This window comes from Novosphingobium aquae (assembly GCF_037572715.1).
GTDB lineage: Bacteria > Pseudomonadota > Alphaproteobacteria > Sphingomonadales > Sphingomonadaceae > Novosphingobium > Novosphingobium aquae.
The window spans coordinates 282,885-303,662 of the sequence record NZ_JBBHJY010000004.1; the positions used below are offsets into that span (position 1 = coordinate 282,885).

Annotated in this window: 16 protein-coding genes; 6 read left to right on the plus strand and 10 right to left on the minus strand. The window is 66.1% G+C overall.

Features of this window, described 5'->3' with window-relative positions; all coding sequences use genetic code 11:
- Window positions 1–55: 55 nt before the first annotated feature.
- The 7 genes from WG900_RS10530 to WG900_RS10560 all read right to left on the minus strand — a co-directional run bounded on the left by WG900_RS10530 (window position 56) and on the right by WG900_RS10560 (window position 9,976).
- Window positions 56–4,780: an NAD-glutamate dehydrogenase gene (locus WG900_RS10530; protein ID WP_339966929.1), complete on the minus strand. Its 4,725-nt coding sequence runs from the start codon at window positions 4,778–4,780 to the stop codon at window positions 56–58.
- A 136-nt stretch (window positions 4,781–4,916) separates the two neighbouring features.
- Window positions 4,917–5,897, minus strand: coding sequence for an LLM class flavin-dependent oxidoreductase (locus WG900_RS10535; RefSeq protein WP_339966988.1), 981 nt, complete (start codon window positions 5,895–5,897; stop codon window positions 4,917–4,919).
- Between the two features lie 2 nt (window positions 5,898–5,899).
- On the minus strand, window positions 5,900–6,796 hold the full coding sequence (locus WG900_RS10540; protein ID WP_339966931.1) for a tetratricopeptide repeat protein: 897 nt from the start codon (window positions 6,794–6,796) through the stop codon (window positions 5,900–5,902).
- Window positions 6,797–6,808: 12 nt separating this feature from the next.
- On the minus strand, window positions 6,809–7,555 hold the full coding sequence (locus WG900_RS10545; RefSeq protein WP_339966989.1) for an alpha/beta hydrolase family protein: 747 nt from the start codon (window positions 7,553–7,555) through the stop codon (window positions 6,809–6,811).
- Between the two features lie 32 nt (window positions 7,556–7,587).
- Window positions 7,588–9,318: an alpha/beta hydrolase family protein gene (locus WG900_RS10550; RefSeq protein WP_339966932.1), complete on the minus strand. Its 1,731-nt coding sequence runs from the start codon at window positions 9,316–9,318 to the stop codon at window positions 7,588–7,590.
- 47 nt (window positions 9,319–9,365) lie between these two features.
- Window positions 9,366–9,557 (minus strand): helix-turn-helix transcriptional regulator, encoded by a 192-nt coding sequence (locus tag WG900_RS10555; RefSeq protein ID WP_339966933.1) that lies wholly within the window; start codon window positions 9,555–9,557, stop codon window positions 9,366–9,368.
- Window positions 9,557–9,976 carry a hypothetical protein gene (locus WG900_RS10560; RefSeq protein ID WP_339966934.1) on the minus strand — a complete coding sequence of 140 codons (420 nt, stop codon included), beginning with the start codon at window positions 9,974–9,976 and terminating at the stop codon, window positions 9,557–9,559. The genes WG900_RS10555 and WG900_RS10560 overlap by 1 nt, the downstream gene beginning before the upstream one ends.
- 150 nt (window positions 9,977–10,126) lie before the next feature.
- Here WG900_RS10560 and thrS point away from each other — a divergent pair, with 150 nt between their 5' ends.
- Both thrS and WG900_RS10570 read left to right on the plus strand, forming a co-directional pair.
- The gene (gene thrS / locus WG900_RS10565; protein ID WP_339966935.1) at window positions 10,127–12,127 is read left to right on the plus strand and encodes a threonine--tRNA ligase; all 2,001 of its coding nucleotides are present in this window, start codon (window positions 10,127–10,129) and stop codon (window positions 12,125–12,127) included.
- A gap of 10 nt (window positions 12,128–12,137) precedes the next feature.
- Window positions 12,138–12,872, plus strand: a complete 735-nt coding sequence (locus tag WG900_RS10570) for a sulfite exporter TauE/SafE family protein (protein WP_339966936.1) — start codon at window positions 12,138–12,140, stop codon at window positions 12,870–12,872.
- On the opposite strand, the gene WG900_RS10575 is transcribed toward WG900_RS10570, so the two are convergent.
- From WG900_RS10575 to WG900_RS10585, 3 genes are read right to left on the minus strand one after another with little or no spacing between them, the layout of a single operon-like run.
- Complete coding sequence (locus WG900_RS10575; protein ID WP_339966937.1) at window positions 12,869–12,997, minus strand: hypothetical protein; 129 nt, start codon at window positions 12,995–12,997, stop codon at window positions 12,869–12,871. The genes WG900_RS10570 and WG900_RS10575 overlap by 4 nt on opposite strands.
- A 24-nt stretch (window positions 12,998–13,021) precedes the next feature.
- Window positions 13,022–14,038, minus strand: a complete 1,017-nt coding sequence (locus tag WG900_RS10580) for an agmatine deiminase family protein (RefSeq protein WP_339966938.1) — start codon at window positions 14,036–14,038, stop codon at window positions 13,022–13,024.
- 3 nt (window positions 14,039–14,041) lie between these two features.
- Window positions 14,042–15,709 carry a M28 family metallopeptidase gene (locus tag WG900_RS10585; protein WP_339966940.1) on the minus strand — a complete coding sequence of 556 codons (1,668 nt, stop codon included), beginning with the start codon at window positions 15,707–15,709 and terminating at the stop codon, window positions 14,042–14,044.
- Window positions 15,710–15,867: 158 nt separating this feature from the next.
- On the opposite strand from WG900_RS10585, the gene WG900_RS10590 reads away from it, so the two are divergent.
- From WG900_RS10590 to WG900_RS10605, 4 genes are all read left to right on the plus strand, one after another.
- A complete protein-coding gene (locus WG900_RS10590) occupies window positions 15,868–18,603 on the plus strand; it encodes a bifunctional [glutamine synthetase] adenylyltransferase/[glutamine synthetase]-adenylyl-L-tyrosine phosphorylase (RefSeq protein WP_339966942.1) in 2,736 nt (911 codons plus the stop codon).
- Window positions 18,600–19,073 (plus strand): peroxiredoxin, encoded by a 474-nt coding sequence (locus tag WG900_RS10595; RefSeq protein WP_339966944.1) that lies wholly within the window; start codon window positions 18,600–18,602, stop codon window positions 19,071–19,073. Before WG900_RS10590 ends, WG900_RS10595 begins: the two co-directional genes overlap by 4 nt.
- Window positions 19,070–19,867 carry a ferritin-like domain-containing protein gene (locus WG900_RS10600; protein WP_339966946.1) on the plus strand — a complete coding sequence of 266 codons (798 nt, stop codon included), beginning with the start codon at window positions 19,070–19,072 and terminating at the stop codon, window positions 19,865–19,867. The genes WG900_RS10595 and WG900_RS10600 overlap by 4 nt, the downstream gene beginning before the upstream one ends.
- 166 nt (window positions 19,868–20,033) lie before the next feature.
- Window positions 20,034–20,765 (plus strand): M23 family metallopeptidase, encoded by a 732-nt coding sequence (locus tag WG900_RS10605; RefSeq protein WP_339966947.1) that lies wholly within the window; start codon window positions 20,034–20,036, stop codon window positions 20,763–20,765.
- The last annotated feature ends 13 nt before the right edge of the window (window positions 20,766–20,778 follow it).

Sequence of the window (20,778 nt, forward strand, 5' to 3'; positions counted from 1 at the left end):
GCGCTCAGTTCCATGAGGCCACCGGCCCCGGATCAAGCCCGGGACGACGAACCTCTCACCGCCCCAGCAGGTTCCGCGCCTGTCCGGCAATCTGCGCGAGCATGGCGGGCGCGGTGGGTACCGCACCTTGCGCGCGGGTGACCATCGCGCGGAACTGGCGGATGGCGACGGCCTGCGCCCCGGCCCATTGCTCGACCATGGCCGCCGGATCGCAGCCCTTTTTGCCGCAGAGCCGGCGCAGGAAATCGAGCCGCATGTGCTGGAAATCGCGCGCCAGGCCGGCGACGAGCAGGCGCTCCCACGAATCGGTGGGACGCAGGCGGCTGGCGGCCTGTTGGGCCCAGTCGAGCCCGAGCCGTGCGCCAAGGTCCGAAAACGCGCGGGTCAGTACGCCGGTATCGATGGCAAGATCGCGCGCCAGCCGGGCAAGCCCGACCGACCCGTCGAGATCGCTGAGGCGCGCGACCTTCGCCGCTTCGGCATGCGGCACACCGGCCTGCGCCAGATCGGCGAGCATCCGTGCCGACTGCGTCTTGGCTTCGCCGCCGAGCAGCTTGCCGACATCAGCGGACAGGGCGGAAACACCGGGGGCGAGATCGGCGAGCATTTTCGTCGGCTTCACGTCGGTTACCCCGGCGCGCAGCAGGTCAGCCATGTGGCTGCGCAGCGCCGAGCTTGCGCGGCGGAAGGCGATCAGGCGCGCGCCTTCGGGCATCGGGGCAGTCTCGATCGACCGCCACACCGCGTCCATGCCGAATAGGCTCTCGGCGACGAGGAAAGCTGCTGCGACTTGTGCCAATCCGCCGCCTTCTTCCTCGACCAGTTCGAAGGGGTGGATCATGCCGATGCGATTGACCATGCGGTTCGCCAGCTTGGTGGCGATGATCTCGCGCCGCAGCCGGTGGCCAAGAATATCCCTGCGGAATTTAGCCTGCATGGCTTCGGGGAAAGCGGCGACGAGTTTGTCGTCGAGGCCGGGATCGTCGGGCAGGGCGGAATGTTCGAGCGCGTCCTGCAGCGCCAGCTTGGCGCTGGACAGCAGCACGGCCAATTCGGGCCGGGTCAACCCGCGCCCCTCGGCGGCACGGCGCTTGAAGGTGTCGTTATCGGCCAGCCCCTCGGTCTTGCGGTCAAGCCCGCCGCGTTCCTCGAGCATTTCCATCAGTCGCAGGTAGGATCCGGTCGCGCCGGCCCCACCGGCCTCGGCGATGGAAAGCCCCAGCGCCTGCAGTCGGTTGTCCTCAAGCACCAGATGGGCGACGGCGTCTGTCATGGAAGACAGCAGCTTGACGCGGGCAGGTTCGGTGAGGCGCCCGGCGCGCTTGGCCGAGGCGAGGGCGATCTTGATGTTGACCTCGTTGTCCGAGCAATCGACACCGGCCGAATTGTCGATGAAGTCGGTGTTGATCCGCCCGCCCGACAGCGCGAATTCTATGCGGCCCGCCTGGGTGCAGCCAAGGTTCGCGCCTTCGCCGATGACCTTCGCGCCAATGTCGCGCGCGTCGACGCGCAGGCCGTCATTGGCCGGATCGCCGACCGTGGCGTTGTTCTCGGCGCTCGATTTCACATAGGTGCCGATGCCGCCGAACCACATCAGGTCGACGGGGGCCTTGAGGATCGCGGTGATCAGGCTTTCGGGGTCCATCGCCTCGGCATCGGTGCCGAGCATGGCGCGGACCTGCTTGGTGAGCTTGATCTCCTTGGCACTGCGCGGGAAGACGCCGCCGCCCTTGCTGATCAGCTTCTTGTCGTAATCGTCCCACGACGATCGCGGCAGGGCGAACATGCGCGCCCGCTCGGCCCAGCTTTTCGCCGGATCGGGATCGGGATCGAGGAAAATGTGGCGGTGATCGAATGCAGCGACGACCTTGATCGATTTCGACAGCAACATGCCGTTGCCGAAGACGTCGCCCGACATGTCGCCGCAGCCGGCAACCCGCACCGGATCGCTCTGCACGTCGACGCCCATTTCGAGGAAGTGACGGCGGACCGACAGCCAGGCACCCTTGGCGGTGATGCCCATGGCCTTGTGGTCATAGCCCTTCGACCCGCCGCTGGCGAAAGCGTCGTCGAGCCAGAAGTCGGCTTCGTCGGCCAGCGCATTGGCGGTGTCAGAGAAGGTCGCCGTGCCCTTGTCGGCGGCGACGACGAAATAGGGGTCCTCGCCGTCACGGATGACGATGCAGTCCGGATGCGCCACCTTTGCACCGACGATGTTGTCGGTGATCGAAAGAAGCGTGCGGATGAAGAGCTTGTAGCTTTCCTTGCCCTCGGTCAGCCAGCCGTCGCGGTCAAGCGCAGGGTTGGGAAGCTGCTTGGGATAGAAGCCGCCCTTGGCCCCGGTCGGCACGATCACGGCGTTTTTCACGCGCTGCGCCTTCATCAGACCGAGCACTTCCGTGCGGAAATCGTCGCGCCGATCAGACCAGCGCAGCCCGCCGCGGGCCACCGGCCCGGCGCGCAGGTGGATGCCCTCGACCCGGCGCGAATAGACGAAAATCTCGCGCCAGGGCAATGGCTTGGGCAGGCCCGGAACCAAGGCCGAATCGAGCTTGAAGGCCAGCGCCATCTCGCCCGCGGGGACGAAAGCATTCGTCCGCAGCATGGCCAGCACCAGCGCGCGGTAGGCGCGCAGCAGGCGATCGTCGTTGATCGCGGAGACCTTGGCGAGGCCGGACTTGATCGCTTCCTGCGCTGTTTCAGCGGCCTTAGTGCGATCCCCGGCAAAGACCGGATCATGCAGCGCGCGGAACAGCCCCAGCACCGCCAGCGTCACCGCCGGCGCATTCTGCAAGGCATCGACCACGGTCGGAATGCCGAAGTTTAGGCCCGCCTGCCGCAGGTAGCGATACCATGCGCGCAGCCAATTCGCCTCGCGTGCCGACAAACGCAGACCGGCGATCAGGTGATTGAAGCCATCATCCTCGCCCTGGCCATTGAGCACCGATGCCAGGGCATTTTCGATCACCGGGGCATGGCTGAGTACGGAAGCAGCGTCGGAGCCGGCGGGCAGCGCGAGCAGGAAATCGTGGATCGCGCCGAGGTGTTCGCCGCGCTGTTCCAGCGTGGTCGGCACGTCCTCGATCACCCGAAAACCGAAGTTTTCGAGCGCGGGAACGGCGTCTGACAAGGCAATCGCGCCGCTGCGCTGATAGAGCTTGAGGCGCAGGCAATCAGATGCATCGCCCGGCAAGGTGTAGACTCGCACGCCCCGGCGCAGGCTGGGGTCCGCCTCGTCAGCGGAAAGATGGCGCAGGCGCGAGATGTCGTTTGCCGCTTCGGCCGCGCCATGAACCGCCCGGTAGGACAGCGGGAAACTCTCGGCATAGCGCGCGGCGATGGCGGCGGCGCGGCCGGCTTCCTCGTGGTTTGCCAGCTCGGCTTCGACCGCGTCACTCCAGCCGCGCAGCATGGCTTTCAGCTGGCCGTCGAGTGCTTCCTCGTCAGGGATTGCCGCGCCTTCGCGGATGTCGATGACGAATTGCAGCAGCGCCAGATTGCCGCCCTCGATCTCAAGGCTCCAGTCGAGCACCGGGCCATCGGCGGCTTGGGTCAGCATCTGCTGGACCTGCAGGCGTGTGGTCGTCGACATGGCGTCGCGCGGCAGCCAGACGAAGGCGAAGAGGTGGCGCTCGAGCGGTGCGGTGACGATCGCCAGACGCGGGCGCGGCCGGTCGATCAGGCTCATCATCGTGGTTGAAACGCGTTCAAGGTCGGCATCCTCGAAGCCGACCAGCAGGTCATGCGGTAGCGAGGTCATGGCGTGGACCAGCGCCTTACCGGCGTGGCCCGAGCGGTCGAAACCGAACTTGTCGGTCAGCGCGGCAAGCTGCGCGCGCATCCGGGGAACGTGGGTGGGCGCCGCGGCCAGCGCGGCGCTGGTCCAGACGCCGGCGTGGATCGACAGCGCGGTAACCTTGCTGCCTTCGAATACCGGCACGATGAAAAGATCGAGTGGCACACGGCGGTGAACGGTGCTCAGTCGGTTTGACTTGATCACCAGCGGCGCACGGGGCCGTTTGCCCGCCTTATCGAACCATTCAAAGGCGCGCTTGAAGCTCGGTTCGCCCAACACCGGCCGTGCGCTTTTTCTGCAGATACCGAGAGCCTGCGAATAGGAACCGTCGCGGTGGCGGGTGACATGGCCAAGCTGGGTGAGCATCCCGTCCTTCAGCCAGCGCAGCAGGTCTGCGCCTTCGTTGCTGTCGCTGGCCCCGGCAATGATGTCGGCATCGGCGGCCATGGCGGCCTGCATCTTCGGCCAGTCGTTCACCGCGCCGCGCACATCGGCCAGCGTCTCGGCCAGCGCCTCGCGCAGGGCGCGGCGGCCCTTGGCATCTGCGCGGTCGGTTTCGAGGTAGACCATCGATTCGCGCTTGTCGTCCGCATTGCCCTTACCATCAGGCAGGCCGGTGAGCCGGCCCTCGGCATCACGGCGCACGGCGAGGACTGGGTGGACCAGCCGGTCGATGCCCAGCCCTTGCGCGGTGACGACGGCGGCGATGGAATCGACGAGAAACGGCATATCGTCATTGATCACGGCGACGCGCATGAAGCGGTCGGCAGCGGTGCCGCTGACCGATTCAATGGCGATGACGGGCGTGCCCGGGCGCCGGTCGTCGGCAGCGGCCAGCAGGAAGGCGGCGGCGGCATCAAGCCCTTCGGCGGAAAAAGCGCCGTCGCCGGGCAGGACCGAGGCGGCGAGCCGGGCCGCGAGGTCCTTGCGCAGCTTCGTTGCCGTCTTCCCCGATGTCTTATCGGGTGCCGAACCTTTCGCCATTGACTCTCTCCTGCGCCGCTGGACGCCAGCAGACCAGTAAAGAAATATAATTACCGGGCTCTGGTGCAATCTTACGCGGTTCTACGAAGGACTGGTTCCATTTGCAACCAGTTTTGCGCCGCTCTGGGCCGATGTTCTAGGCAAACGCTGCTGCGGTCAAGGTGAGCGAGCGGCAATGCGCAGCGGAATCGAACAGCGCCCCGGCAACCACAATCTCATCCGCCCCGGTGCGCGCGGCGAACCGTTCAATGCTTTCACGAACGGTCGCGGGAGAACCCACGGCGCGTGCCTGATCGAGATGGGCGAACATCGCCTGAAACTGGGGGGCGAGGGTGGCGCGGTAATTCTCGATCGGCGGTTTCAACTTGCCCGGCGTGCCGCTGCGCAGGGCGACGAAGCTCTGGTCGAGCGAGGAAGCGTGGAACCGGGCTTCCTCGTCGCTGTCAGCACAAACGACGGCCATGGCGGCCATGACATGCGGCTGGGTCAACTGGTCCGAAGAGGTGAATCGCTCGCGATAGAGCTTCAGTGCGGCGTCGAGCTGGTCGGGCGCGAAGTGCGAAGCGAAGGCATAGGGCAGGCCTAGCGCGGCGGCGAGCGAGGCGCCGAACAGGCTCGATCCGAGAATCCACATTTCGACCTGCGCACCGCTCCCCGGCGTCGCGGCGAGCGGCGCGACGGCATCGCCCGCCAGCATCGCGCGCAATTCGACCACGTCCTGCGGGAACTGCTCGGCGGCGCGCATCAGGTCCTTGCGCAGCATCTGGCCGATGCGTCCGTCAGCCCCCGGGGCACGGCCAAGGCCGAGGTCGATGCGGCCGGGAAACAGCGCGGCGAGCGTACCGAACTGTTCGGCGATGATGAAGGGGCTGTGGTTGGGCAGCATGATTCCGCCCGACCCTACGCGGATGGTCTTCGTGGCATTGGCGATGGCGGAAATCACCACCGCAGTCGCGCCGCCGGCGATGCCGTCCATGCCGTGATGCTCGGCAATCCAGTAGCGGTTGTAGCCGGCATCTTCGGCTGTCTGCGCCGCTGTGATCGAGGCCGCCAGTGCCTCGGGCACGCCCGAGCCTTCGCGCACGGTGACAAGGTCGAGGACGGAAAGCGGCACCATGTTCAGTTGGCTTTGGCCGGCGCTGGGGGCGGAGTTGCGGCGGGCGCGGAAAGCCTGGCCATCCATGCCTTGGCCTGCTCGGCCTCGGCAGATTGGGGGGCAGTGGCGATCACCGACTGCCACGATTTGCGCGCGGCATCGCCGCTTCCGGCCATGGCGGCGATCAGACCCGCCTCAAGCCCGATGCCGACATCGAGCGGATCAAGCCGGGCAGCGACTTCGATGAAGGCCTGCGCCTGGGCCAGCTTGTTCGACAAGCGCGCGGCGCGGGCGGAGATCGTGAAGGTCACCGGATCGACCGGCAAGGCGGCACGGGCTTCGGCAAGGGCGGCGGCGGCATCGTCCTTGCGGCCCAGCTTGAACAGCGAGGCCGCCGAATCGCGCGAGATACGCCCGGAGAGCTGTGCATCCTCCGCCTGTTTGGCGAGGGCCTTGGCGCGGGTGAAATGGTCGATGGCGGTGGTATAGGCGGCGCGGCCTTCGGCGGCGATCCCGGCCCCCGCCTGATACTCGGCGCGGCCGCGTGCATCCTCGCCGTCCAGCGCATCGCGTGCGGCGAGGAAGCCGGTTTCCGCCTCGCTCCAGCGTTCGAGCGCGAGCAGGGCAATCGCCCGGCAGCCCAGTGCGTCGGTGCGTTCCGCACCGGTCTTGACCGTCAGCGCCTCGTCTGCCGAGGACAGGGCGGCAACCGGATCGTTGGCGGCCAGATCATAGCAATTGATCAGCGCCGGGCGGGTGACGGGCTGCTGGAAGGGCTGCTGCGCGGGCCGCGGCTTGGCATCACGCCCTTCGAGCGCCGGCTTGGGCACGCGGGCATTGCCGCCCGGGTTCGGCACGGTGAACGGGCCGACCTGGGCCATGGCGAGAGTCGAGGAGAGCAGGGCGGCGAAGATGGTCATGGGAATCCCGGATCAGCCGTAAAGGCGGTCGATGGTGGCAAGCAGCAAGGCGATGTCCCCCTCGCGCGACAAGCGGTGGTCGCCGTCCTTGATCAGATGCACCTGCACATCGGCTGAACGCAGCGCCGCTGCCAGCCTGAGCGAGATCTGCCACGGCACGTCGGGATCGGCCTGCCCGTGGATCAGACGCACCGGGCAGTCGATGGCGATCTCAGCGTCAAGCAACCGGCAGGCCTGACCGTCGCGCCAGAAGCCAGGGTGAGTCGGCGTCGGTTCGGGGCCATAGAGATTGTCTTCATAGATCGGCCGGCCAGCGGCGAGTTCCGCCTTCTGGTCGTCCGAATAGCCCCAGTCGGTGAAGTCCGGCGCAGCGGCGATGCCGATGAGGCCGGCGAGACGCTCGCCCAGTTCCAGCCCGGCCAGCAGCATCAGCCAGCCGCCCATTGACGATCCGGCGAGGATCACTGGTCCCGGGCACAAGGCCTCGATCAGCGCCAACCCTTCCTCACGCCAAAGAGTAAGCGCGCCGTCGGCGAACAGGCCTGCGCTCTCCCCGCAGCCTGAATAGTCAAGCAGCAGGCAGCCGCGACCTGTCGCGGCGGCGCGGGCAAAAACGGCCTGCGCCTTGCCGCCTGACATGTCGGACATATAGCCCGGCAGGAACACCAGCGTCGGCGCAGAACCGCCCTTCGCCGCTGGGGTAAAGCGGTAGGCCAAGCGCCGTCCGTCCGGCATCTGGTGGAACTGCGTCTCGATCATCTGCGGGGGCGGCCTTTCCGATGCCAGCGCGATCAGCGGGCGGCAAAGCGCTTTTGCAGCCACGCGGTCATCAAGTCGAGCGCGGCGGGGGCAAAAGATTCCTCGATCATCTGGTATTCGCCGATCCCGCCGGTCTTCGCCGTCTGGAAAAGATGGTTCAGCCCGGGAAGTTCGACGATAGTCACGTCCTTGTTTGCAGCCGTCGCCTTGCGGATCGCGGCGAGGTTGTCACCCGCCGGAACCTGCCGGTCGAGCGCGCCATTGATCGCCAGTACCGGCACCGTGATCCGGGCCAGGTTGGGCACCGGATCATAGTTCAGGAAATAGCGGAACCACGGCCCGCCCAGCCGCGCGGTCAGGATCGAGGCGGGGGCATCGGCGGGCAGGCCGAAATCGGCGCGGGCCTGCGGGGTGAGGATCGCCTCGATCGCCGCTTCAGCTTCGGCATTATCCTTCGCCTTGGCTACGGCGGCGAAGATTTTCGCGAACACCGGCTCGGCCTTGTCGAGATCGGCCTCGCTCCGGCCCATCTGCGAGCCGATCAGCCGCTGCTGTGACAGCATCAGCTGGTCGAGCTTCGTGCCGGGGCCAGCGAGCAGGATCACATAGGCGACCTTGGGATTGCCCGCGATGGCAATGGGGGCGATCATGCCGCCTTCAGAATGGCCGATGAAGCCTATCTTACCGCTGGAGATGTCCGGACGGGCCGCGAGCGAAGCGAAAGCGGCATTAGCGTCGCTTGCGAAATCGGCGGACGTTGCCTTGGAGAAATCACCGGTCGATTTTGCCGTGCCGCGATCGTCGAGCCGCAGCACTGCAAAGCCATTGCGCGTCAGGTGGTCGGCGATCACCGCGAAGGGCTTGTGCCCGGCCAGCGTTTCGTCGCGGTCCTGCGCGCCAGAGCCGCTGATCAGGATGGCGGCGGGGAAGGGGCCTTTGCCTTCGGGCAGGGTCAGGGTGCCGGCCAGCGTCACGCCGGGGGTGGCGAGATTGGGGATCGACACCTCTTCGCTTCGATAGGGAAAAGGGGCGGTGGGAAGCTGCGGGCGCTTGGCGGCGGCGGCTTTCGCTCCGGCGGCCTGCCGCTTGAAGGTTATCGCCAGTTCGGTCTGGCCGGGCTGGGAGAGAGTGCCGGTGAGCGACTGGCCATCGTCCGCCAGCGCGCCGGAGAACACCAGCATGCCGTTCAGAATCGTGAAGCGCACCGCATTACCGTCACGCGCAAGCCCGCGCACCGGCACGCCGCTGACCATCTGGTCGGGCGATTCGTAAAGGCCGATGGTGCCGGTCGGCGCGGTGCGAAACCTCAGGCCCTGCCGCAGGGTAACACCGTTGAGAACGACCTCACCGGCCCACCGCCCATCAAGCCCGGCGAACACCGGGGTCGCGGGGGCGTCACCGGCCTTTAGCGCCAGCTTCATGGCGATCCCTTGCGTGAAGGTGCCGACCCACGCCTTGTCTGCCTCGCTCCAGGTGCCTTCGTATTTTGCCTGAAGGGCTTCCACGGCAAATGTCAGACGTTCCTTGTCGAGCGTAACACTGGTCAATGGCATCGTCCGCCCGGGGTTCTGGTCGCGGCTTTCGATATCGCCTTTCAGCGCGCCGTCCGCCCCGCGCTCGATCTGCACGACGAGCATCAGATCACCGATCGGGGTGGCGCCGGCGCCGTGCCAGATCCCCGCGCCAACGGGTGCGGCAAGCGCTGCCTGCGGCAGGGCCAAAAGTAGCGCAAAAACGGCAAGGATCCGACGAAACAAAGGCATGGTAAATCCTTTTGCAGTCGGGCTTGATCGCACAATGCGGTCAGGGGTCAATCGCGTTCGAAGATCTCTTCGATGGTCAGTTCGAAGACGTCGGCGATGCGGAAGGCGAGTGGGAGCGAGGGATCGTACTTGCCGGTTTCGATGGCATTGACCGACTGGCGCGATACGCCCAGCTTTTCGGCAAGATCCTGCTGGCTCCATTCGCGGATGGCGCGCAGCACGCGGAGACGGTTCTTCATCAGCAGGATCCAGCCGTGCCCATGGTGACCTTGTTGAACAGCGCGCCAAGACCCAGGCCCATTGCCCAGAAAAAGAACACGCCAAAGCCGCCATTGCCCGGGGGAACCAGATCGAAGGTCTGCAGGAATTCCCAGACGGTCATCACGGCAATGCTGAACCCGCTGGCGAACAGACACTGGCGCACCAGCAGCAGCCGCATGAATTCGTCGGTTTCCTCGACGATGAAGCGCATCACCGCCCAGAACACCGCTATCACCGGCACCGCGGGCAAGATCGCAAGGGCATAGGCGAGCACGCCTTGGGGAGGGTGGTTGCGGAACAGCCATGAAGCGGCCGACAGCAATGCAACATAAAGTGACATCAGGACCGCCAGCCGCAATGTATAGCGCCGGGATGCTGGAGACATCTTTTTGAACATGGAAAGCTCCTTTGACTGAATGACAAGGTCGCTTTACGTCTAATTCGTCGCAATGTCAAAGTTGCATTACATTGAGTATGGCATCCTTTCCATTCATAATGCGAAATGCGTGGGTTGAGGCGAGCCGCCGCCCCGGCTAAGGCGCTTGCCATGTCAGAGATGTTCAAGATCAGCCTGCCCGATGGTTCCGTTCGCGAAATGGCGGCGGGCTCGACCCCATTCGATGTCGCCGCCGCGATTGGTCCCGGACTCACCAAGGCGGCGATTGCCGCGCGTGTCGATGGCGAGCTGGTCGACCTCACCCGGCCTTTCACCGGCGACGCCACGCTGGCGCTGGTCACCTCGCGCGACGAGGCCGAGGCGCTTGACCTCGCGCGCCACGATTTTGCCCACGTGCTGGCAGAGGCAGTGCAGGCGCTGTGGCCCGGCACGCAGATCACCTTCGGCCCGTCGACCGACGATGGCTTCTATTACGACGTGATGGCGCCTGCCGGGCGCGAGGCCTTCGGCATGGACGACCTGCCGGCAATCGAGGAAAAGATGCGCGAGATCATCCGCGCCGACAAGCCGCTGCGCCGCGAGGTCTGGTCACGCCAGCAGCTCATCGACAAGTGGAGCGCCGAAGGGGAAAGCTTCAAGGCCGAATGGGCTGCCGAACTGCCTGAGGGCGAGGAACTGACGGTTTACTGGTCCGGAAGCGACTGGCTGGACATGTGCCGCGGGCCGCACCTGCCCTCCACCGGAAAGCTCGATCCGGCGGCCTTCAAGTTGATGCGTGTCGCCGGGGCTTACTGGCGCGGCGATCAGAACAACGCACAGCTGACGCGCATCTATGGCACCGGCTGGCTCAACAAGAAGCAGCTCGATGCGCACCTGATGCGGCTGGAAGAGGCGGCGAAGCGCGATCACCGGCGTCTGGGCGGCGAGATGGACCTGTTCCACCTGCAGCAGGAAGCCCACGGATCGGTGTTCTGGCACCCCAAGGGCTTCCGCGTCTGGCGCGAGCTTGAGGCCTATATGCGCCGCGCGATCGATGGTGCCGGCTACCGCGAGGTCAAGACTCCGCAGGTGATGGACGCGCGCCAGTGGGAGCAGTCCGGCCACTGGGGCAAGTACCGCGAGAACATGTTCGTGATCCCCGACGAGGTGCCGAACACCGACGATGACGGTCCGGTGATCTCGGGCGAGGCGGACTGGATGGCGCTCAAGCCGATGAACTGCCCGGCGCACGTGTTGATCTTCCGCCAGGGCATCAAGTCGTACCGCGACCTGCCGCTGCGCATTTACGAGAACGGCTGCTGCCACCGCAACGAACCGCACGGCGCGCTGCACGGGCTGATGCGCGTGCGCCAGTTCACGCAGGACGATGCCCACATCTTCTGCCGCGAAGACCAGATCATCAGCGAAGTGGAAGACTTCTGCGCGCTGGCGGACCGGGTCTACAAGCACTTCGGCTTCACCTATTCGATCAAGCTGGCGCTGCGCCCCGACCAGCGTTTCGGCAGCGATGCCGATTGGGACAAGGCCGAGGGCGAGCTGCGCGATGCCGTGGTCCGCGCCGGTCTCGCGACCGAGGAGTTCGGCTGGGAAGAACTGCCGGGCGAAGGCGCGTTCTATGCGCCCAAGCTCGAATGGCACCTGACCGACGCGATCGGGCGGACCTGGCAGGTAGGCACGATCCAGTCCGACCGAGTTTTGCCTGAGCGTCTCGACGCCAGCTACATTGGTGAGGACGGCGAGAAGCACCGCCCGGTCATGCTCCACCGCGCAATCTTCGGTTCCTATGAACGCTTCATCGGCATCCTGATCGAGCATTTCGCCGGCCGCTTGCCGGCTTGGCTCGCGCCGGTGCAGGCCGTCGTGGCGACGATCGTGTCCGATGCCGATGGCTATGCCGGCGAAGTTGCAAGCGCATTGCAAGCGGCGGGCATCCGTGTCGAAACCGACCTGCGAAACGAGAAGATCAACTACAAGGTGCGCGAACATTCGCTGCAGAAGGTTCCGCACCTGCTGGTCGTAGGCAAGCGCGAGGCGGAGGAGCAGACCGTCGCGGTGCGCACGCTGGGGGTCGAGCACCAGAAGATCATGCCGCTGGCCGAAGCGATCGCCATGCTGAAGGCCGAAACGACCCCGCCGGATTTGAGGGGCTGATGCTGACGGTTTGATCGCAGGTCTCACCTGGGGAGCGATCGCGCTCGGGCTCACGGCCACTTTGGTCGCCGGGGTCGTGCGCGGGCTGGCCGGGTTTGGCCTCGCGATCCTGCTGGTGCCGGTGCTGGCGCTGGCAATCCCGCCGGTCGAAGCGGTGATGATCGGCAACTTGCTGGGGTTCCTCGTCAGCTTCGCGCATATTCGTAAGCAGGTCGCCGATACCGAGAGGTCGGCGTGGATTATCGCCGGGGTCGCCGTGCTGGCGATTCCGCTGGGCTATCTCGCACTCGGCGCGGCTGGGCCGGCGCTGGCGCGGCTGCTCATTGCACTGGTCGCGATCGGTGCTTTTGTCGCAGTGCTGCTGCCCAAGAAGCCGCACCATACCCCGGGTCCCAAGGAGACCGTGGCGACGGGTGTTGCCTCAGGCCTGCTCACCGGGTTCGCCGGAATGCCCGGGCCGCCGGTGGTGCCGTACTATTTGCGCCGTGACATTGCCCCGGCGGTCGCGCGAGCATCGATGATGTCGATCTTCCTCGTCACGCAAGGCGCGGGCGCGACCATCGCGGTGCTGCTCGGCAAGGCGCACTGGGAGGAGCTGTGGCTTGCCCTCGCCCTGTTCCCGATGGTGCTGGCGGGCAATTGGCTGGGCACGCGCGCCTTTGGCCGGATCGATCCGCGCGCGTGGCGCTACATCGCCGGCGGCGTGCTCGGCGCAGCGGCGCTGGGCGCAGTGCTCAAGCTTTAGAAGGGAAAGGCGCGCTCAGCGAAGATCAGCGCGAGCGCACAGCCGGTCACCACCGCAAAGCGTGCGATTTCGAGCGCGGACAAGCGCTGCGGGGCGGACAATGCAAGGGATGCGACTCGAGCCATGCCGCGATGATGCGCCGTGATGGGTTACCTGTCCGTTAAGACCTGCGCTTCGATCCGCTGGGGCATTTGCTGGCTGGCACAGTGGAACGATCCGCCACCCGCCAGCACGGCATCGGCCATGATGCCCACCACCTCGCGCTCGGGGAACAGCTCGGCAATCGCGGCAACGCCGTCCTCGTCGTGCGGGGAGCCATAGATCGGCACGGCAACCAGCTTCGATGTGATCGCGAAGTTCATGTAGCTGGCGGGTTCGATCCGGCCATCCGTCTCCACCCGTCCGGGCGAGGGGATGTCACGCACGGTAACGCCAAACGCCTCGGCGCGCATCCGCGCATCGGCAAAGATCGCCGCGTTGGGATCGTCCGCCTCGGTCGCTTGCGGCAGGGCGAGGATGTGCGGGGCGACGAACCGGGCGAGGTTGTCGACATGGCCGTCGGTATGGTCGTTGATCAGGCCATCGCCCAGCCACAGCACCCGGTCGAAGCCAAGATCGCTGGCCAGCCGCGCCTCGATATCGCCGCGCGACAGGCTGGGGTTGCGGTTGGGGTTGAGCAGGCACTGCTCGGTCGTCACGACCAGCCCGGTGCCATCGCAATCGAGCGCCCCGCCTTCCAGCACCCAATCGGACACCGTCGGCTCCAGCCCGGCGCTGCGCGCCAGTTCCGCGCCGATGGTCTGGTCCCCCTCCATCAGGTACTTGCCGCCCCAGCCGTTGAAGCCAAAGCGCCGCGCAAAACGGTTGCCCTTGCCATCGAGCACAACCAGCGGCCCGGTATCGCGCAGCCAGACATCGCCGTAGGCCCGCGTTTCAAGCGTGACCTTCGCGCTGCATAGCGCTGCCCCGCGCGCCGCATTGGCCTCGTCGCGAACGATCAGCCGCACTTCCTGCCCGCTCTCCGCCACGGCATTGGCGAAGGCAGCGATCTGCTCCTGCGCCTTGCCGAGGAAACCCGGCCATTCGATCGGATCGTGCGGAAAACCGATCCACAGCCAGTCCTGCGGGTGCCATTCGGGGGGCATCCGCGCGATCACGTCCTGCATCGGTTACTTGCCTTTCAGTCCGGCGCGGCTCTGGTCGCGGATGGCGCGGAATTCGTCGGTCGCGTACCAGTTGGGCCAGGTCTTGCCCATGGCGAGGTCGCGGCCCAGCGCCATGTAGAGCTCGACGTCCTGCACGATGCCGCTGAAATCCCACTTGCTCGAATATTCGTCGCTCGGCTGGTGATAGCGGTTCTTGCGGTAATCCTCACTCGCCGCTGCGCCGGCTGCGGAGCCGCCGTCCACAAGCTCGTTGCCGCGCTTCACATAGTACATCGGCACGCCCAGTTTGGCGAAAGGGAAGTGGTCGGAACGGTAGTAATAGCCGTGTTCGGGATGGTCTTCCGGGCTTTCCTTGAGGCCCCGCGCGGCCAAAGCCTTGCGGAACAGCGCGGTCAGCTCGCTCTTGTCGCCGCCCGACATGGCATAGTCGCGGGCTCGGCCGATGGGGGGCAGGTTGTCCATGTTGACCCCGCCGACTGTTGCCCTGAGCGGATATACCGGGTTCTCGGCATAGAACTTTGAACCGAGCAGGCCCGATTCCTCGAGCGTGACGGCAAGGAACACCTGGCTGCGGCGTGCTGGCCCGGCCTGAACGCTGGCCTTGGCAATTGCGGCGAGCGCGGCGACGCCGGTGGCATTGTCGGCCGCGCCGTTGCAGATGTCATCGCCGCGCACATCAGGCGTGCAGCGGCCAAGGTGGTCCCAGTGCGCCGAATAGAGCACGTATTCATTCGGGGCCTGCTTGCCGGGAAGAATGCCGATCACGTTGTGCGACATCGACTTGCGGACCGCGTTGTCGAACGACAAACTGGCCTTCAGTCCCAGCGGCACCGGCTTGAAGCCCTTCTGCTTCGCCGCCTCGGACAAGGCACCAAGGTTCTGGCCGCCCGCGCCAAGGATCGCCTCGGCCACCGGCTTCTGGATCCAGCCGTTGGCCAGCGTGTTGTTCGCGCCGTTGTTGGCGCTCTGGACAAAGTACTGCGCGCCGGTCCAGCTTGAGTTGACGACGTTCCAGCCATAGGCGGCGGGGAAGGTGTCATGCACAATCAGTGCGCCCGCCGCGCCTTGCCGGGCGGCTTCCTCGTACTTATAGGTCCAGCGGCCGTAATAGGTCATGCGGCGGCCCTTGAATGGGCCGTCCTGCGTTTCCATCGCATAGTCGGGATCGTTGATCAGGATGACCGCGATCTTCCCCTTCATGTCGAGCCCGGCGTAGTCGTTCCAGCCGAGTTCGGGAGCGTTGATGCCATAGCCGACGAAGACCAGTTCGGCGTCCTTTATCTCGGTCTTCGGGGTAACGCGGTAGCTAGCCGCGACATAGTCGCTGCCGAATTTGAACGAGAGCGGAGCCGCGGTGCCGGTGACGGTAAGCGCGGAATTGTTGGCGGCGGTGATCTCCACCGTCGGCACGGCCTGCAGCCACAATCCCTTGTTCCCGGGCTTCAGGCCGGCCGCTTTGAACTGGGCGATGATCGCGTTGAGCACCTTGGGTTCGGCGGGAGACGAAGGCGCGCGGCCTTCCAGCTCGTCGGAGGCAAGGCGCTGGATCATCGCGCGCATCAGCTTGACGTCGATCTGCGGCGGGGCGGCTTTCTTCGGGGCAGCGGGCGCGGCTGAGGCCAGGGCAAGGCCAAGCGCGGCGATACCGGCAAGACGGATGGAGGTTTTCATCGGCGACCTTTCGAACGGAGGCGGCATTGCCCATAGGGGCGGCCAGTGCTGGCGCGGTTGTGGCAAAGGTCGCGGGGGGCCGCAAGTTTGATCCTGCGCATGGCCGGGCGGGAGACTGCCCGCTTGATTGCGGGGCAGGTACAGGGCAGGGCAAGGCCATGAAACAAGAGGCAGACTGGCAGGGAGCAATCACGAGGGCACAGGCCTGCGCGCCCTATCTGTCGGGCCTGCTCGAACGCGAAGCCGATGTTGCCGCCCTGCTGGCTGAAGGACGCGGCGAAGAGGCGATGGCGCTGGCACGCAGCTATGGCGATGACTTGGGGGATGTCGCTGCAAAGCTGCGGCGGGAAAAGCGCGCGCTGGCGCTGGCGCTGGCAATCGGCGATCTGGCCGGGGCTTTTAACCTCACCCGCGTGGTCACCGAGCTGTCGGATTTTGCCGACCGGGCAATGGACGCGGCGATTGCCGATGCCATCACCGCGCGCGTCCCCGATGCAGAGCCTGCGGGCATGATAGCCTTGGCGCTCGGCAAGCACGGCGCACAGGAGCTGAATTACTCCTCCGACATCGACCCGATCCTGCTCTACGATCCCGAAACCCTGCCCCGGCGTGAGCGGGACGAGCCGGGTGAGGCGGCGCAGCGCGTGGCACAGGGCATGGTCCGCACGATGAGCCACATCGATGCCGGCGGTTACGTCTTTCGCGTCGACCTGCGACTGCGCCCGGCCTCCGAGGTCAGCCCGCTGGCGATCCCGGTCGATGCCGCGCTCAGCCATTACGAAAGCTCGGCGCTGGCGTGGGAACGCGCTGCCTTCATCCGCGCGCGCGCCTGCGCCGGGGATATCGAGGCCGGCCAGCAGTTCCTTGCCGCGATCCGGCCCTTCGTCTGGCGCAAGAGCCTCGATTTCGGAGCCATCGCCGAAATTGGCCGGCTGACCGGGCGGATCCGAGCCAGTCACAAGGGGGCAGGGTCGGTCGGCCCCGGATTCGACCTCAAGAAAGGGCGCGGCGGCATTCGCGAGATCGAATTCTACGCCCAGACGCACCAGCTGATCCACGGCGGACGCAACCCGGCGCTGCGGTTGCGGGGGACGCGCGCTTCGCTCGATGCCTTGGCCGAAGCAGGCATTATCGCGGGCGAGGACGCGCGGATGCTGGGTGAAAGCTATGACCGGCTGCGCACGCTCGAACACCGGTTACAGATGGTGCTCGACCAGCAGACCCATTCGCTGCCCACCGATCCCGCCGCGCTTGACCGAGTCGCCCAGCTCGAAGGGCTCGCCAGTGGCAGCGCGCTGGTGGACGAAGTCGCGGCGATCACCGACATGGTCGGCAAGCGCTATGACATGCTGATCCTGGCTCATGCCGGGGTGCCGGGGCACGAAGGCCACCGCGCGCCTGCTGTGCCGGCGCTGGGCGGGGAACGGCTGGCTGCCGAACTCGACGGCCTGGGTTTCGAGGATGCGGACGATCTTGCCGCCCGGGTAGAGGCGTGGCGCAGCGGCAAGGTGCGGGCGCTGCGCAGCGAGGCGGCGCGCGCGGCCTTTGATGCGATCCAGCCGGCGTTGCTGACCGCGTTGGCGCAGTCGCCCGATCCGCGCCGCGCCTTCCTGCGCTGGGAGGAGCTGCTCACCCGCCTTCCATCGGCTATCAACCTGTTCCACCTGCTCGAAGCGCGGCCCGCCTTGCTTGAACTGCTGGCCAAGGTGTTGGGCCTCGCTCCGCCGCTGGCCGAGGCACTGGCCCTGCGCGCCGATCTGCTCGATCCATTGATAGATGCCACGGCCTTTGCGCTCCCCGGCGAGGTCGGTGCGATCGCCGCCGAAATGGCCGAGGGCGAGGCGGATGACGATTACGAGCGCCTGCTCGGCCGGGTGCGCCGCAAGGTGGGGGAAAAGCGGTTCGCGCTGGGCGTCCAACTGGTCGACGCGATGACCGATCCGGTGGCCGTGGCGCAGGCCTATGCCCGCGTTGCCGAGGCCGCGCTGGCGGTGCTGGCCAGCGCGACGCTCGCCGAATTCGAGAAGGTGCACGGGCGAATTGCCGGGTGCGATCTCGTCATCCTCGGGCTCGGGCGGCTGGGCGGCGGGGCGCTGACTCACGCTTCCGACCTTGACCTCGTCTATTGCTTCACCGGCGATACGGGCGGCGAATCGGGTGGCGATCGGCCACTTGGCGCGACGATGTATTTCAACCGGCTCGCCCAGCGCGTCGGTGCGGCGATGTCGGTGCCGACGGCGGAAGGCGCGCTCTATGAGGTCGATACCCGGCTACGGCCATCGGGTGCGCAGGGGCCACTTGCAGTGAGCCTCGATTCGTTTGCGCGCTATCAGAAAGAGAGCGCCTGGACCTGGGAGCATATGGCGCTGACCCGCGCGCGGACGATTTTTGGCCCGGCGAAGGCGCGGGCGGCGCTGAGCGCAATCGTCAGCGACGTGCTCGCCGCGCCACGCGATGCCGCCAAGCTGCGCACCGACGTGCTGGCGATGCGCGCCGAAATGGCGCGGCACAAACCTGCCAAAGGCCCGCTCGATGCCAAGCTGGCGCGCGGCGGCCTTGTCGACGTCGAATTCCTCGTCCACTTCCTGCAACTGCGCGACCATGTCGGCCTCACGCCCTCGCTGCCCGATGCGATCGACGCGCTCGCGGCGAAGGGCCTTGTGCCAGTGGAACTGCGCGCCGCGCATGACGCCATGACGCGGCTGCTTGTCGCGGCGCGGCTGCTTGCGCCCGATTCGCAGGTGCCGCCGCCGGGACCGCGCGCGGCGCTTGCCAGCGCGTGCCATTGCGGCGATTGGCAATGCGTGATCGATGATTTCGCGCAGGCCCGCGGCGTCGTGGCGCAGGCATGGGCGGACACTTTCGGCGAACAATTGGAGCTGGACACTTTATGAGCGAGAAACCCGGCGTGGGCGATCTGATGCCCGATGTGACCCTGACCACCCCCGAAGGCGGAGAGGTTCGCGCCTCCGACTTCAAGGGCAGGAAGGCGGTCGTGTTCTTCTATCCCAAGGACGACACTCCCGGCTGCACGGTCGAAAATCAGGACTTCACCGCGCTTGCGGACGAATTTGCCAAGGCCGGCGTGGCTCTGCTCGGCGTCAGCAAGGACAGCCCGGCGCGCCATGCGAAGTTCATCGCCAAGTACGGCCTCAAAGCCCCGCTCGCCAGCGATGCGGCCGAAGGCGGCTTGTCCGATGCGCTGGGTGTTTGGACCGAGAAGGTCAATTACGGCCGCACCTATATGGGCATGGTCCGCACCACGTACCTGCTGGATGCCGAAGGTCGCATCGCGCGGGTGTGGGACAAGGTGAGGGTCAAGGACCACGCCGCCGAAGTGCTGGAGGCAGCGAAAGCGCTTTGACCTCGGTTGCCGCCGCGATTCGGGCCGCGCTGCTGGCGGGCGATCCGCGCGCCAAGGTGATGGCGGCGCGGGGGGTGACGCGTGACTGGCGGCTGGGGCGGCTGGAATTCGTTTTCGATTGCGAGATGCCCGATCGCCCGGCGCGGCCTGAGCGGCCCGAACTGCTCGCGCCCGGACGCATGCCCAAGCGCGGCAAGGGCGGATCACTGCGTGGACGAATCGCGCTGTGGCACGCGCTGGCGCACATCGAATTCGTCGCCATTGACCTCGCGCTTGATATGGCGGGGCGATTCGGTGCGGAGATGGGATCGGACTTCGTTAGCGATTTCCTCAAAGTCGCGGCGGACGAGGCGATGCACTTCGCCATCCTCCAGCGGCACCTTGCCACGTTGGGCGCAGCCTATGGCGATCTGCCGGCGCATGACGGCTTGTGGGAAGCGGCGCATCTCACGCGGCACGATGTTGCGGCGCGGCTGGCGGTCGTGCCGATGGTGCTGGAAGCACGTGGGCTCGACGTTACCCCGCCGACCATCGAGCGGGTGCGCGCAGCGGGTGACGCGGCCGGTGTCCGCATCCTGGAACGAATCCTTGACGATGAAATCGTGCACGTTCGATTCGGCACAAAACATTTCGCCGCAGTCGCCCAAGCGCGCGGTGAAGCGATGGACGATTTGTGGAAAATGTTGGTAATCCGCCACTTCACAGGGGCCGTTAAGCCGCCGTTTAACGACTCGGCGCGTCTCGCGTGCGGTCTATCGCGGGAAATGTACCACGCTGTTGCCATGCTGGACTGACCACCGTAGCCCAACATCACAGAGACGGCGGGGGGTCCGACCATCTCCAAAAAAAACAAGGACCAGCGGGTCGCACGCCTGGTTCGACGCATGTCGAGTTGGACGGTATAAAGGGTTTTTCGTGGTCGGTTTTTCAGTTCTCAAGCTTCGTTCAATTGCTGGCTTGGTGGTTGCTGCGCTTTCACTCGGCGCTGCCGCACCCGCTTTCGCCAACGCCAGCGCGAACGCAGACATCATTGCGCCGCTCCGCGCATCGCAGGCCGCCAAGTCGCAGTCTGGTAACGGTTCGGGCGACGATGAGTTCCGCACCCTCTTCAATTCCTGGCAGAAGCTTGACGGGGTCAGCGCCCTTGCCGCTTCGACCCAGCCGAAGCGCTCGGCAATCGTTCCCGGCCTGACCGGCGTTTCTACGCAGGTCGCCATCCCCGGCACCGTTTCGATCCCGTCGCTGATGCCGCTCGAATCAGGCCTGCTGCGTTCCAGCTTCGGCATGCGCAATCACCCGGTCCTCGGCGGCCGCCGCGCTCACAAGGGCGTTGACCTTGCCGCACCGTCGGGCACTCCAATCTACGCTTCCGCCGATGGCATCGTTAGCAAGGCCGAATGGTTTTCAAGCTATGGCCTGTATGTTGCCCTTGAACATGGCGGCGACATCCAGACCCGTTACGGCCACATGTCGCGCCTCAACGTTTACAACGGTCAGAAGGTCAAGAAGGGCGAACTGATCGGCTACGTCGGTTCGACCGGCCGCTCCACCGGCCCGCACCTGCACTATGAAGTGCGCGTTGCCGGTCTCGCCGTGAACCCGATCCCCTACATGCAGGGCGGCGATTTCAAGCCGGCAACCCTCGCCGCAGCGGCTTCGGCCCCGGCCATGGGCGGTGACGACGAACAGTAAGTGGATTCAATAG

Bases quoted from the DNA above. Each gene is read 5' to 3' on its own strand.
- WG900_RS10580 (WP_339966938.1), bottom strand. From the start codon at position 14,038: ATGCAGGACGTGATCGCGCGGATGCCCCCCGAATGGCACCCGCAGGAC.
- WG900_RS10595 (WP_339966944.1), top strand. From the start codon at position 18,600: ATGAGCGAGAAACCCGGCGTGGGCGATCTGATGCCCGATGTGACCCTG.
- WG900_RS10555 (WP_339966933.1), bottom strand. From the start codon at position 9,557: ATGAAGAACCGTCTCCGCGTGCTGCGCGCCATCCGCGAATGGAGCCAG.
- WG900_RS10545 (WP_339966989.1), bottom strand. From the start codon at position 7,555: ATGATCGAGACGCAGTTCCACCAGATGCCGGACGGACGGCGCTTGGCC.
- WG900_RS10550 (WP_339966932.1), bottom strand. From the start codon at position 9,318: ATGCCTTTGTTTCGTCGGATCCTTGCCGTTTTTGCGCTACTTTTGGCC.
- WG900_RS10540 (WP_339966931.1), bottom strand. From the start codon at position 6,796: ATGACCATCTTCGCCGCCCTGCTCTCCTCGACTCTCGCCATGGCCCAG.
- thrS (WP_339966935.1), top strand. From the start codon at position 10,127: ATGTCAGAGATGTTCAAGATCAGCCTGCCCGATGGTTCCGTTCGCGAA.
- WG900_RS10530 (WP_339966929.1), bottom strand. From the start codon at position 4,780: ATGGCGAAAGGTTCGGCACCCGATAAGACATCGGGGAAGACGGCAACG.
- WG900_RS10590 (WP_339966942.1), top strand. From the start codon at position 15,868: ATGAAACAAGAGGCAGACTGGCAGGGAGCAATCACGAGGGCACAGGCC.
- WG900_RS10535 (WP_339966988.1), bottom strand. From the start codon at position 5,897: ATGGTGCCGCTTTCCGTCCTCGACCTTGTCACCGTGCGCGAAGGCTCG.
- WG900_RS10585 (WP_339966940.1), bottom strand. From the start codon at position 15,709: ATGAAAACCTCCATCCGTCTTGCCGGTATCGCCGCGCTTGGCCTTGCC.
- WG900_RS10575 (WP_339966937.1), bottom strand. From the start codon at position 12,997: ATGGCTCGAGTCGCATCCCTTGCATTGTCCGCCCCGCAGCGCTTGTCC.
- WG900_RS10560 (WP_339966934.1), bottom strand. From the start codon at position 9,976: ATGTTCAAAAAGATGTCTCCAGCATCCCGGCGCTATACATTGCGGCTG.